Origin of the sequence: Streptomyces sp. LMG1-1-1.1 (assembly GCF_040815545.1) — a bacterium.
Taxonomy (GTDB): Bacteria; Actinomycetota; Actinomycetes; order Streptomycetales; family Streptomycetaceae; genus Streptomyces.
In genome coordinates, this window is sequence record NZ_JBFPNH010000034.1 from 70,011 (window position 1) to 82,579 (window position 12,569).

General features: G+C 69.5%; 11 protein-coding genes. 7 read left to right on the top strand and 4 right to left on the bottom strand.

Features of this window, described 5'->3' with window-relative positions:
- Nucleotides 1–227 precede the first annotated feature (227 nt).
- Complete coding sequence (locus tag MRBLMG1_RS20735) at nt 228–1,310, bottom strand: hypothetical protein (RefSeq protein WP_367825580.1); 1,083 nt, start codon at nt 1,308–1,310, stop codon at nt 228–230.
- Between the two features lie 259 nt (nt 1,311–1,569).
- On the opposite strand from MRBLMG1_RS20735, the gene MRBLMG1_RS20740 reads away from it, so the two are divergent.
- The 7 genes from MRBLMG1_RS20740 (at nt 1,570) to MRBLMG1_RS20770 (ending at nt 10,285) form a co-directional block, all read left to right on the top strand.
- Entirely contained in the window at nt 1,570–1,731 is a 162-nt protein-coding gene (locus MRBLMG1_RS20740; protein ID WP_367825581.1) for a hypothetical protein, read from the top strand.
- A 276-nt stretch (nt 1,732–2,007) separates the two neighbouring features.
- Entirely contained in the window at nt 2,008–3,012 is a 1,005-nt protein-coding gene (locus tag MRBLMG1_RS20745; protein ID WP_367825582.1) for a trypsin-like serine peptidase, read from the top strand.
- Nucleotides 3,002–7,957 (top strand): trypsin-like peptidase domain-containing protein, encoded by a 4,956-nt coding sequence (locus MRBLMG1_RS20750; RefSeq protein WP_367825583.1) that lies wholly within the window; start codon nt 3,002–3,004, stop codon nt 7,955–7,957. The genes MRBLMG1_RS20745 and MRBLMG1_RS20750 overlap by 11 nt, the downstream gene beginning before the upstream one ends.
- A 208-nt stretch (nt 7,958–8,165) precedes the next feature.
- The gene (locus tag MRBLMG1_RS20755) at nt 8,166–8,525 is read left to right on the top strand and encodes a hypothetical protein (protein ID WP_367825584.1); all 360 of its coding nucleotides are present in this window, start codon (nt 8,166–8,168) and stop codon (nt 8,523–8,525) included.
- A gap of 128 nt (nt 8,526–8,653) precedes the next feature.
- A complete protein-coding gene (locus tag MRBLMG1_RS20760) occupies nt 8,654–9,013 on the top strand; it encodes a hypothetical protein (RefSeq protein WP_367825585.1) in 360 nt (119 codons plus the stop codon).
- A 194-nt stretch (nt 9,014–9,207) separates the two neighbouring features.
- On the top strand, nt 9,208–9,492 hold the full coding sequence (locus MRBLMG1_RS20765) for a hypothetical protein (RefSeq protein ID WP_367825586.1): 285 nt from the start codon (nt 9,208–9,210) through the stop codon (nt 9,490–9,492).
- Between the two features lie 274 nt (nt 9,493–9,766).
- Entirely contained in the window at nt 9,767–10,285 is a 519-nt protein-coding gene (locus MRBLMG1_RS20770; RefSeq protein ID WP_367825587.1) for a hypothetical protein, read from the top strand.
- 125 nt (nt 10,286–10,410) lie between these two features.
- Here MRBLMG1_RS20770 and MRBLMG1_RS20775 read toward each other — a convergent pair whose 3' ends face one another.
- The 3 genes from MRBLMG1_RS20775 to MRBLMG1_RS20785 form a co-directional block, all read right to left on the bottom strand.
- Nucleotides 10,411–10,935 carry a VOC family protein gene (locus tag MRBLMG1_RS20775; RefSeq protein ID WP_367825588.1) on the bottom strand — a complete coding sequence of 175 codons (525 nt, stop codon included), beginning with the start codon at nt 10,933–10,935 and terminating at the stop codon, nt 10,411–10,413.
- A 212-nt stretch (nt 10,936–11,147) separates the two neighbouring features.
- Nucleotides 11,148–11,588, bottom strand: coding sequence for a VOC family protein (locus tag MRBLMG1_RS20780; protein WP_367825589.1), 441 nt, complete (start codon nt 11,586–11,588; stop codon nt 11,148–11,150).
- A 197-nt stretch (nt 11,589–11,785) separates the two neighbouring features.
- The gene (locus tag MRBLMG1_RS20785; RefSeq protein WP_367825590.1) at nt 11,786–12,547 is read right to left on the bottom strand and encodes a class I SAM-dependent methyltransferase; all 762 of its coding nucleotides are present in this window, start codon (nt 12,545–12,547) and stop codon (nt 11,786–11,788) included.
- Nucleotides 12,548–12,569: the final 22 nt, after the last annotated feature.

Consider the following 12,569-nt stretch of genomic DNA (forward strand, 5'->3'; position numbering starts at 1 on the left):
AGCCGAACTGTCCAACAGCGATGGGTCAGACGGTTTCGTTCCAGGCCAGTTGGTCGTTGGTCCGGGGGTGTTGTCGACGGACGCGCAGTGGGCGCGGACCGCCCCCTGCCCAGCGGGGAATGGCTTGTGAGCCTGCGCACGGACACTGCAGCCCCACAAACCCAGCCGATTCTTGCTCGTGCGGAGACCCCGTGCCGACCCAAGGGACACCCCCCAGGTCTGCTAGGTCAGAGTCTCCAGAGTCGACGAATACCCGCCCCATCCGGCCTGCTGGGTTTCAGTCCCTCTGCGATCAACCGCAGCCGTTCGGTGTCTGGACGGTTCCTCGCTCCATAGGCCATGCGTGCGAGCTTCCCCTCCTGTCCTGTCTCGCGCAGGAGCTTGATGAGAAGGACCAAGGTGTCCAAGGGGGCGTGCTCGCTGGCCATGATCGGCAGGCGGTTACTGTCCGAGACAGTCCCAGCACTGCTCAGTGATCTGTGCGTCGAGAGGCGAAGGATCTCTGCTGCGGAACGCTGTGTGGCGATCACCTTCAGCAGGCGTTCGTTCTCGCGAGGGCGCTTCAGATGTTCGAACTCCCATGACAACAGCGCCAGCTCGTCGGGAGTGGCCTCGGCCACGTACTGAACTATCAGGTTGTCCGCGGCCGTACCGCTGTCCTGGTCGCGCAGGGCCACGATCGCGTTCGCCGTCTTCTTGGACGAATCCCGTTCGGCGGTCGTTGCTGAGCCCGTCGGGACGAGCTCGCGCCGCTTCCACAGTTCGATCTCCTTGCCCGTGGCACTCATCATCGTCTCGATGTGCGAGGCTTCCTGTTGCATCAGGCGCAGCATGGCTTCGTGCTGGCGGACGAGGTCCTCGAGAAGGCTGATGCGACGCTGGGTCTCCTCGCGTTCGTCTCCGCCGGCACTCCGCTCGCGGCGGGCCTCTGCATCGATGTCGCCGACCCGGCCTTCGAGGTCTGACAGGCGCTGTTCCTCTTCGGCCAGGGTCCGGCGCAGCTGCGCCAGCTCTTCGGCCGTATGGACCCGGTGGTTCTCCAGATCCTCGAGCGCCGCCTCGAGTCTGACTTCCCTCGCCATCAAGGGGCCCTTAGCTTGAGCTGCGGCGAAGGCCAACTCGCGCCCCTGGAGTACGGCGTCGGGATGTGCCGTTCGTCCGGCTCGCTCGGCGAGCAGATCGTGCATCCGGGAGATCAGGGAGAGCTTGGGCAGTGCCTTGCCTCCCAGGTACCGCGAAAGCTGGAACTCGCTGACCGGATCGTTCGGATTCGCCTCCGTGAGAGCTACTGCCAGCTGCTTGGACGTCACCCCCAGGAGGCTGTGGAGCTCGCGAAGGTAGCGGGCGAGCTCTTCCTCCGCCGGGTTGAGTCCGGTGAGTGGGGCCAATCCGCGTGGCTGTTTGGCCCCTCTTGGCGATGGTGTCAGCGGCACGAACCTCTCCTCGGTGACAGCGAGCACCACACGATGGCGTGCTTCCCCTCGAATTGCGGAGTGTCGCAACTCCTGGTGTCGCCGGTTTCCTGGGTCCAGGCCGGCCACCCAGTTGATGACACGAACGGAGCATCCCATGTCCCTCTCGTCCGACAACGCGCCTTCCCCACGAAGGCCGTTCCTGGAAGTGCGATGCGGTGGCTTCCGCCTGGTGGTCCAGCGCGTCCCGTACAAGCTGATCACGGCGGTCAGCACGGTGGCCGGCACGGTGACGGGAAGCCTCTGGCTCCAACGCTGACGTCGCCCGCCCGGTGGGCCGGGGGGCTGCCGGACCGAGTCAGGACTCCGGCAGCGCCCTCACACCGTTCGCGGCAGGGGACACCGTTGCGACAGGGACACCGTTGGCGGACGGGGACACCGTGTTCCGACGAACTGAAGTGCCCCGCCCGGACCTGCGTGCAGCGCCGGTCAGGCCTCGAGGAACACTCCCGCGCGCCAGGTGCCCCCTCGTATCATCACTCTCAGGGACCGCGAACGCTGTCCCGTCCGCGTACCAGGACCAGGGGGCGGCGTCTTGGACTATCGGCAACTGTTCTCCGATGACGAAGTGCGGCAGGAGTTCCTCGACCGTTTCGACGAGATCGCCGCGGGTGCGGCGGTGCTTGGCGGATTCGAAGGCATGGACGGTGGCCTCACGGTCGATCGGGCCGCCGAGGTCGTGGAGCGCATGGCTCAGGGCGACTGGGTGTCTGGCGATTCGGGCTTGGAGGCGATCATCGAGCGCTTCGCCCGGCCGGTGCACCTGGTGCAGCGGTCGACGTTCCGGCTGCCGCCGGATGGTCGGCCCACCAGCGCGCACGTGACGGCGCGTCTGGAGCGCGCCCGTCGGCCGCTGGAGCGGGTGATCCCCAGTGTCGGCCGTATCGACCTGCGCAACCACCGCTTGCAGTGGGTGGGTACCGGCTGGATGGTGGGTCCGCGACTCGCCGTGACGAACCGTCATGTCGCCGAGGTGTTCGCCAGGGAGGCCAGAGCCGGGGCCGGCACGGGATTCGCGTTCGACCAGTCCTGGACGGGGAAACCCGTGCGGGCCGACCTGGACTGGTACCAGGAGTACCAGCAGCCGGAGGAGTCCCGGTTCCGGGTCACCGAGGTCGTGTGGATCGAACCGAACGGCGGCCACGATGTGGCACTGCTGCGGATCGGCGCGTCCGATGAGGACGGTGGCAAGCCACCGCCGCCCATCGAGCTCGACACCTCCGGGGCGCGCACGGGCCGTTGGGTCGCGGTCATCGGCTATCCGGCGCGTGACTCCCGCGCCGACCTTGGTGACCAGCAGCGGATCTTCGACGGTGTGTACGACTGCAAGCGGCTGGCCGGTGGGAAGCTCACCGCGGTGCAGGGCAAGGACGTCGTGCACCACGATGCCACGACCCTGGGCGGCAACTCCGGCTCGGCCGTGATCGACCTTGACTCGGGCAAGGCGGTCGCCCTGCACTTCGCAGGTGTGGCCGGTCAGCGGAACGTGGCCGTGCATGCCGCGGCCGTGGCCCGGATCGTCCACGCGCATGGCCGCTGAGCACGCCGCCCGGCAGGGCGACGGGCTCGGCGGCCTGGACCCCGTCGGTGACGCGGCGTCTCCGGCGGGGGAGGGGCCGAGAGTGCGGCAGACGGCGGGCGGTGCGCTCACCGTCGGCGGGCTGGACGAAGCCGACGCGACCGGTGACACGGCGTACGGCGGGCTGGAAGGCATCAACCGGGCCACCGCCGGTCTGATCGACCCGGTGGACCTCATCCGGGTGGTGCGCGACATGATGGGCCGGGTCGCGCGCGTGGAGATCGGCGGCCTTCCCGTGGGGACGGGCGTACTGGTCGGGCCTGACGTCCTGCTGACGGCCGGCCACGTGCTGGGGGCGGCCCGGGAACCGGGGACGCTGCCGGAGGGGCTGGAGGCGCGGTTCGACTTCCTCACGCCTGACGGAGACGGCCGAGCCGCGCCCCATGAGCGGGGAACGCGCCTGCGGTTGACGGAGCTGCTCGCCTTCAGACCCCCCACCGACGCCGAGCGGAACGCCTCCCCCCTTGCCTGGGAGGCGCCGCCGAGCCACCTGGACTACGCCCTCCTGCGGATCGGCGGCGGACCGGTGGCGTACGGCCCCGCGCCCCTCTCCGCCGGCACCGTCCCCCGAGGGCACTACCTGCTGGAACGGGACACGTACGACTTCCACCACGCGAATCTGCTGTTCGTCGTCCACCACCCGCTCGGCGAGCCGACGCGCGTCTCGTACACGACCGCTCCGGCGGTGGTGAACGACCAGGGCACGAGGATCCGCTACCAGAACGTGAACACCACGCCCGGGTCGTCCGGCGGACCGATCGTCGATCTCCGGGGTCGGCTCGTCGGCATCCACCACTACGCCGCGGGCGCGGTCAACCAGGGTGTTCCGGCGTCCATGATCGCCCGGTCCGTGGCGACAGGCCCGCACGCCCGCCTACTGGATCCGAGCCCGCCCGCACCCTCCGGGCCGAGCGGGGCCAAACCTGCCGTCATGCTGAGCTGGGTGCCTCAGGACCGGTCCTGGGCCGACCTCGTCCACGATGTCCTGGCCGCCTCGGGACATCAGGTCCTCATGGGCCCGTCCGTCGACCGGCCGGGGCACCGCACGCTACGGGAGCACGTGGACGGCGGCGGGAAGGTTCTCGCCCTCGTCAGCCCCGCCTATCTCGCGGACCCCGGCATGACGGACGAGCGCGATCACATCGTCCACGACTTCGACCACGCGAGCGCCCCCAGCCGGCTCGTGCCCGTACTGGTCGAGGGCGAGGCCTCAGGAAGCCTCGCACTGCTGTCACCCGTGGACCTGCGCGAGGTGCCCGTCGCCCCCGGTACCGAGCACCCGGGTCGTGACCGCATGCGGGAGGCCTCGGCGCGACTGGCCTCCGCGCTCGACGCCTCCGCCTCTACTCCGGCCGGGCCGCCGGGCCCCGCCTTCCGGGAGCCGGTCCTCGGCTTCCGGCCCGGTGACCCGTTGCCCCGGCTGCGGCTGCTCAGCGACCGTGCGCGCAAATCGGCGGGCACCGTCTCGGGAACCGTGTTCGCCGACGGCCAGGAGAGCCAGTTCGCGGCGGGCCTCTACGTCACCCGCGACCTGGAGGAGGAACTCCTCGAGCGGCTGGACACCGACGCGCTCACCCCCCTCGTGGTGGTCGGGGAGGCCGGGTGCGGCAAGACCAGCATCCTGTGGAGCCTGGCCCGGCGCCGCTGCGGAACCGACACCGGGGAGGTCTTCTTCCTGAAGGCGACCTGGCTGGTCTCCGGCCCGTCCGGGGGTGCCAGGGTCGACCCGGGCGTGCTCGTCGAGGCGATCGGGCAGGCCCGCGGCGACGGGCGGACCGTGACGGTCCTGATCGACACCGTCGACGTGCTGGTCAACAACGAGGACGACTGGGAGCGGCTGGTCACCGTCGTGCACGCGGCGGGAGACGCGGGCGCCACCGTCGTCATGACCTCCCGGGTCGCCGAGGCGGCCGAGCTGCCCGCCGAATGGCGTCGGCTGCCACTGAGCGACTACGCCACCGACGCCGCGGCCGGCCCGTACACCACCAGCGAGTTCGAGCGCGCCGTACTCGCTCACAGCCGGTTCTTCACGGACGACCCCCAGCTCCGGGAAGACCTGATCAGCAGAATGCTGACGATCGTGGCCCGGGACATCTCCCTGCACCCGTTGTGCCTGCGCCCGTTGACGCTGCGGATGCTGTTCGAGATCTACACGCCGGGCCAGGTGCCCGACGTGGTCGACACCACCGGCCTGTACGAGACGTACTGGGATCACCGGGTGACCCGCGACCGCCGTTCCTGGGACCCCGGCGGCAACGCCCCGGACCACGACCGCGACCTCGGCGGTACGGCCATGGCGCTCGCGCTGGAGATGCTGCGGACCGGCCGCCCCGAGGCATGGGTCGACCGGGTCCGGCGGCCCGCGGATCTCACCGCCGCACGACTGAAGGAGGAAGCGGGCCTGCTGGAGAAGCGCGGGGTCGGGCACTTCGCGAACGGCGTCTTCCAGTTCTTCCACCAGACCTTCTTCGAGTACGCCGCGAGCCACGCCCTGGTCCACGGCCGGGGTGCCGCCGGGCTCGGCGCACTCGTCGACCGGCTCAAGGAAGCCGACGGCGAGGACTACTTCTCGCTCGCGGTGCTGGAGCAGGCGTGGCTGTGCGCCGACCGGACGCAGGACGCCGCGGACGCCGCGGCGGCGACGGTGGGGAAGCTGCTGAAGACCATCTCCGACGACCTCGACGGGGAGCGCACCACGGTCAGGTACGGCCTGCGCCGCGCCGTCCTGTCCGTCTGCGCCCAGAGCTCCCTGCCGACCGAGGACATGCTGACCGACCTGCTGCACATCCTCGGCTCCCCGAGGCTGACGCTGCCGGCCCTGCGGCAGTTCCTGGAACTGCTGCCCGCCCCAGGACGGGCGTACGAGCCCCGCGACGCCGACTGCCTCAAGGCCGCCGCGGCCCGCGCGGACAACGCCTGGATCGCCGTCCTCGAGGTGCTCGACCGGCTGCTGCCCCACGATCCCGCTGAGGTCGTCGGCGCCGTACGGACGACGGGGCTCGTGCAGCGCGCGATCGACGGCGGCCACGCGCTGTCCACGCGGGGCGAGTTCGCCGACTTCCTCGTCCGACTCCTGCCCGCGCAGCCCGCCGGCGCCTTCCCTCTCGTCAGGTCCGTGGTGCGGGCCGCTCTGGCAGCCGAGAACCACCAGTACGCGGCGGACGTCCTGTCGAGAATGGCCGCGTCGGGGCCCGCGCACGGGGAGCCACGCCAGTGGGCCGACTGGGCGGACGACCTGCTCGGTGACACGCAGGTGGCCTCGTCCGCGCTGATCAAGGCGCACACCTCCGTCCAGCTTCGCTATCTGCGCACGCTCACGTTCCCCGAGCTGGTCGACCGGCTCACCGAGCTCGCCCCCCGACTGTCGGCCGTTCCCGGCCCGAACACATCCGACCGGTCGCTCCTCGGCGGCCTCCTCACCGCCGCGGCGGACGTGTGCCCGCCCGACGCCGATCCGGCACCTCTCATCGGCCTCCTCGTCCAGGTCACCCGCAGGGAGCAGGTCGCCGACCTGTCCCGCGGCTCCCTGGTGCGTCTCGTGGACTCCGAAACCCCCGTCGGCCGGGCCGTGCGCGACCTGTTCGTCGACTGGCTCGTCCAGGGCATGCCGATCGCCGACCGCGACGACAAGGCACTCGTGCACATCCGCGCCAAGGTCGCCCGGACAGCCCTGGAACAGCTGGACCTGCCGGCCTACCGCGTCGCCGACGTGGCCGGCCGTGCGGCCACCGCCTGGGAGGCGCCCGCCGGCGACCCCGTCCAGGTGTGGCGCTCGCCGGGATGCCTGCTTCCCCTGCTCGTGCGGGGCGCGGTCGCCGGTGTTCCCGAGGCCGTCGCGGCGCTCGACGAGCTTCCGGGCGGGTTCGCCGTGACCGGGCCGGACGTCACGGCATGGGCGGAGCCGTACAACAAATGGCCCGCGGACGCCGTCGAGGCCGGGATGATGGTGGACCTGCTGGTCCGCATCGGCGAACTTCGCCAGGCGAAGACCATGCTGGTCAACGGGGTGGCGCTCGACGACGCCTCACTCACCCGGCTCACCCACTCCGCCCTCGGCACGCTGCGCGCCGCCGTACCACCGTTCCGCCCCGATGCGATGAGCCACCCGCTCCGTACGAAGCTGAAGGCCCTGGCCGAACTCCTCGTCGTACTTCGGCGCAGGGGCACCGCGCTGGAACTCCCCTGGACGGAACTGGCGGGCTGGATCGACCGCGTCACCGAACCACTGGCCGCGGGCTGGCTGGTGGAACTCGTCGGAGCCGGGCTCGAACAGCGCGAGTACCCGCCCGCCGACGCCCTGCGGCTCCTGCGCGCGCAGTGCGGCGCGGACGACACACTGGACGGCGAGAGCGAACTCGGCCGGAAGGCCCGCCTGTGGTGCGTGTGGTGGTACAGCGTCCACGGCGCCGCCTCCGACATCCCCGAGGCGCTCCGGCTGGCCTTCCACGAACCCGTCGACGCGCACACCGTCATCAAAGCCAGCAACTTCGTCTTCCTGGACCGACGCGACACCCCCCTCACCGAGAACGAGTGCGCCGACCTCCTCCTCGACGTCGGCCGCCGCCTACGGACCAGCACACTCGGCACAGGACGCCGCAAGGACATCGCCAAGGCATGGCAGGCAGCGATGTGGTCGTTCGTCCCAGGCGGCACCGCGGACACCCAGCTACGGATCATCCGCGAACTCCCCCTCCTGGACGACCCGTTCGCCGCACACCTCCTCCACTGCGTCCCGGTCAACCGCACCCCCGAGCTACGCGCCGCACTCAGAGACGTAGCGGCCCGCCCGGACCTCGGCGCCCGCCTCCAACGAGCCGTGCACCAGATCCTGGACCAGCAGAAGCGCAACTCCTCCGAGGGGGGCTGGCCCAGCCTGTTCGCGGATCTGGCCCGCGCCGGAGCATGACGGTGGCGTGACCACCCCCAGGGCCTCGGGTCACCAGCCGGGCGGATCATGCGTCCCAGGACGTTCCGGGACGTCCCGGGGACGCCCGTGCGGATCGGAATGAAAGCCTCCACGCTTCCTGGATGTCACGATCGCAGACATGTCAAAGATCCGGCTTCACCGTTCCCACCGACTGAGCCGGCGACTACTACCAGGTAGGGGACTGACCATGATCCGCAACCTCGCCACGTCAGGCGCTGCTCTCGCCCTGGGCGCCGGCGCTCTCGTCCTCGCCTCCGCCCCCGCCTTCGCCGGAACCAACGGCCAGCAGATCCGCTTCTACGACCAGCGCGGCGACGTCTACTCGGTGTTCCTGTACGGCACCAACCAGGAAGGCCACACGGTCGCCGGGTGCTTCAACACCCCCAAGACGGACAACTACATCGGCGGCTACTGGTGGAAGGACGACCTCTCTATCACCTGGTATCCGCAGTCCGGCTGCAACGGAACCGCCATCGAGCCCAGCCCGGAAACCTTCACCATCCCCTTGTCCCAGTCCTCGGACTGGTACACCATCTACGACTTTTGAGCACCCCGGTGAACCTGCGTAAGACCTGAGCGGCAATAGGCGGGGGTGCACTCCCAGTCCCCAGTGACTGGACCACCGGCAGCGACTATCCCCTTCTTCACCTACTACAGCCAGAAGGAACCTTTCCCATGAGCATCACGACGAAGATCGCCAAATTCGGTGCGGTCGCCGCCACCGGAGCCGCCCTCACCGTCCTCGCCTCCGGAGCCGCGTTCGCCGGGTCCAACGGCCAGCAGCTGAGGTTCTACGACCACCAGGGCGACACCTATTCCATCTTCGTCGCCGGGTACAACCAGGACGGCCAGTGGGCCACCGCCTGCTTCAACACCCCCAACACGGACAACTACATAGGCGGCTGGTGGTGGAAGGGCGACCTGACCTGGACCGGTCACAGCGCGGGCGGCTGCGTCGGCGAGGCCACCACCCCGCAGAAGTGGACCACCGTCCCCACTTCCCAGTCCTCCGACTGGTGGGGCATCACCCAGTAGCCGCCCCGCCGCGCGCGCTCTGACGGAAGATGCCGAGGTATCGGCTTGCCGATACCTCAGCCTCATCTGATGCCTCAGCATCGATACCGATGCGTCTATCCAGGTCACCTCTGGACGTCTCCCGAGCGAGAGACGCCTGGCGGGGGTATGTCCTTTCGCGCAATGTGCCCCCGGGATACATGAGGAGATCAGCGATGTACGCGGTAATCCGGCGTTACGAAGGAGTGACCGATGCTGCCGAGGCGGGACGCCGAGTGGACGAAGGATTCGTACCCCTCCTGCGCAGAGTCCCCGGCTTCGTGGCCTACTACTGGGTGGACGCCGGGGGTGGCGTGATGCTCTCCACCAGCGTCTTCGAAGACCAGGCCGGGGCCGAGGAATCGATCAAACAGGCGGCCGACTTCGTCAGGGACAACCTCGCTCCGCTGCTCCCCAACGCCCCTCAGGTCACAGCCGGCCCGGTGGTGGCTGCGGGGTAGCAGCCCCGCGCTTGGGCTGCCGGCTCCCACCACCTCCCCTCCGACGGCCGGCCCTTCAGAGCTGATGTCGCGATCTTGTCTCCTTCGCCGGAGGCCCACGGGATTCAGCGGGATGCCGCCCAGATCGCGAACACCGTGGGGTTGATCATCAACGCGACGCTCACCCCCACGGTGACGCGCACCTCCGGTGCCACGCCTGGGCTTGGTACACGCTCTGGTTCGCTCTGCTCCGCTCCTCTTCCCTTACTGGCCAAGGGCGTTGGAGGATCTACGCATGAGCTCCCACACGACAGGACCGACCGCTGACGCGGCAGCCACGTACCTCACGGCGATCCACCAGCGGCTGACGGCCGACGGCTGCACGGTGACCTTGCCGAGCTGGGAGGACCACCCGGTCGTGACCGGCTGCCGTGCGGACCGAAAGGTCCGCTGGTTCGGGACGAAGGCCGAACTGTTCGTCTTCGCGGCCGCCGTCCCCGAGGTCGACGTGACCACCATCAGCGAGTTCACCGCGTGGGCCATGCGCTACGCCAAAAGCCTGCGCGGCGGCATACCCGGCGCCCGCAACGCGGCCATGGTGCTCCCCGCACTGGTGAGCGCACGCGTCCGGCCCGAGGCGGTCCAGTGGGCCGCTCAGGACGCCCGGATCCTCGGCACGACTTTGATCAGCCGTCCTCTCACGGTCGAGACAAGCCAGGCGGGTGCGCGGACCACGATGTACCGGGGTGGGGTCGTCTGGGGCGGCATGTTCACCAGCCACGTACTGCAGAAGGCCGCCCTGTACTTCCCGTGAGAGGCCCACGGATTCCCCGAAGGCCTTCACCACTCTGGAGAACCTGTCTGCCGAGAGCTTCGTAGCAGCTACGCACCGCAGTCGACCTCAACTCCCGCCGTCTGTCCTCAAGTCGGAGCCCTATGTCAGCGGGTCGGGCGCTGTGGATCACTTGCCACCCCCGACTTCCGGCCACTCAGCGCGGCATCCAGAGTCTCTTGGGCCATGCGCATCGCTTCGGCGTACTTCGGCTCCGACATCCTCTGCCAAGCCTGGTCCGGCGCGACGTCCTCGACCCGGCTCATCACCCACCAGATGTTGCCGAACGGATCCCGCACCCGGCCGCCACGATCCCCCCACGCGCTGTCAGCGGCCTCAGTGATCACCTGCGCCCCGTGCACGACCGCGGCTGCCATGGCGGCGTCCGCGTCAGGGACGTAGACCCGCAGCAGCGCGGGCATCACCGGCCAGTCGGGCCGTCGGTCGAAGGCCAGCACAACCGTGTCGCCGACGCGGATCTCGCCGTGGCCAATGGTGCCGTCCTCGACCGGCACCCGAGCAAGTTCCTCGCCGTCGAACACGGCGGTGATGAAGTCGAGCAGTGCGCCGGTGTCATCGGTGACCACCCACGGTGCAACGCTGGTGTAGCCCTCGGGTGCCGTGCGAGTCATTGCTCTCGTCCCCTCGTGTGGTCAATCGCGATACGGCGACCCTATGCCCAAATTAGGACGTAGATGGACCTAGATGGGCCTGGATCACGCACGCGATCAGTACCGTCCGGAGGGGAGAGAAGCCCGGCGGGCGAACGTGGCGCACCCGGTGAACCGGTTGCAGTCCGGGCCGAGCCGTCAGGTTGCTCGCCGGTCGGGCCGGCGAAGGGCCATCAGCCGATCTGTTCGGCCAGGGCGACGACGATGCCTGAGGGCCCGCGGAGGTAGCACAGGAGGTAGACGTCCTCGTACCGCGCGACCTGCCCGATGAGTTCGGCGCCATGGGGGCGCAGGCGGGCGATGGTGTCCTCGATGTCGTCGACGGCGAACATCACCCGGTGCAGGCCCAGCGTGTTCGGCGGCGGGTTCTGCGATCCGACCCGGATGGCCGCGGGGGAGTGGTACTGAGCGAGTTCCAGCTTGCCGTGACCGTCCGGAGTCCGCATCATCGCGATGTCGCTACGGACTCCGTCGAGTCCGACGGTCTGATCCGCGAACAGGCCCTCGATCGGCGCCTTGGCTTCCACCTCCATGCCCAGTTCGGTGAAGAATGCGACGGCGGCGTCCAGGTCTTCGACGACGATGCCGACGTTGTCCATCCGCTGAAGCGTCATGACGGTTCTCCCTTTGTCTTGCGCGGGCCTACGAGGTCACCGGTATACCGAAAGACGGACTGGAGGCCCATTCTCGACACCCGCGAAGCGGCTCAGATACGCGAGAGGGCCTCTGGCCCCTCGCTGCACCGCGCTGTGCGACGCGCCCCGTCGACGTCAACTCGCGTCCACCTCGACGCGGGACGGGCGTTGCGACGTCAGGCCACGGCGCGGAAGACGTACGCCGTCATCGGGGCGGTGACCGGCCCCGGGCCCAGACGCGCGGTCATCTCCGCGGTGACGGTCGCCCGGACAGTCGGTCCGTCCCCGCGTTCCTCGACGGCCCCGCGCACCGGTGTCCCGGTGAGGTACCCGATCGCAAGATCGGCGGTCGACGGGGCGCGTCCTTGAAGCGTCAGCTCCTGCTCCTCCTCGACGGTGAAACCCGCGGCCGTCAGATCAGTGGCCACGGAAGCGGGGTCGGCGTAGCCATGCGGAACCGTCGGGAAGAACCGCGGTGGGTCGACCGGGAAAGCCCGCTCCAGCCCTGCCTGCAGCGCGGCTTCGAAGGCATGCGTCCCGAGCGGGCCCCAGGTGTTGAACAAGAACCGGCCGCCCGCGACCAGAACTCGCCGGACCTCGGTGAAGGCGGCGACCCGGTCGGGAAAGAACATCACGCCGAACTGGCAGACCACCAAGTCGAAGCGTCCGTCCGCAAACGGCAGCCGTTGCGCGTCGGCCTGCCGCCACGTCGCGCCCGGGGCTTGGGCCGATCCGAAGGCGACCATGGCCTCGTTGAGATCGGTGGCCGTCACTTCGGACGACGGCGTCGCCGCGAGCAGAGTCGATGTCAACACGCCTGTACCCGCAGCCAGTTCAAGAATTCTCCGAGGCCTGAGTGCCGCCGCCTTCACGGTCAGATCCTCGGCGAAAGGCCGGAAGACCGCAGGCACGAGGTACCGCTCGTACGCCGCCGGCATGGATTCTGACCACTCCTGGTCG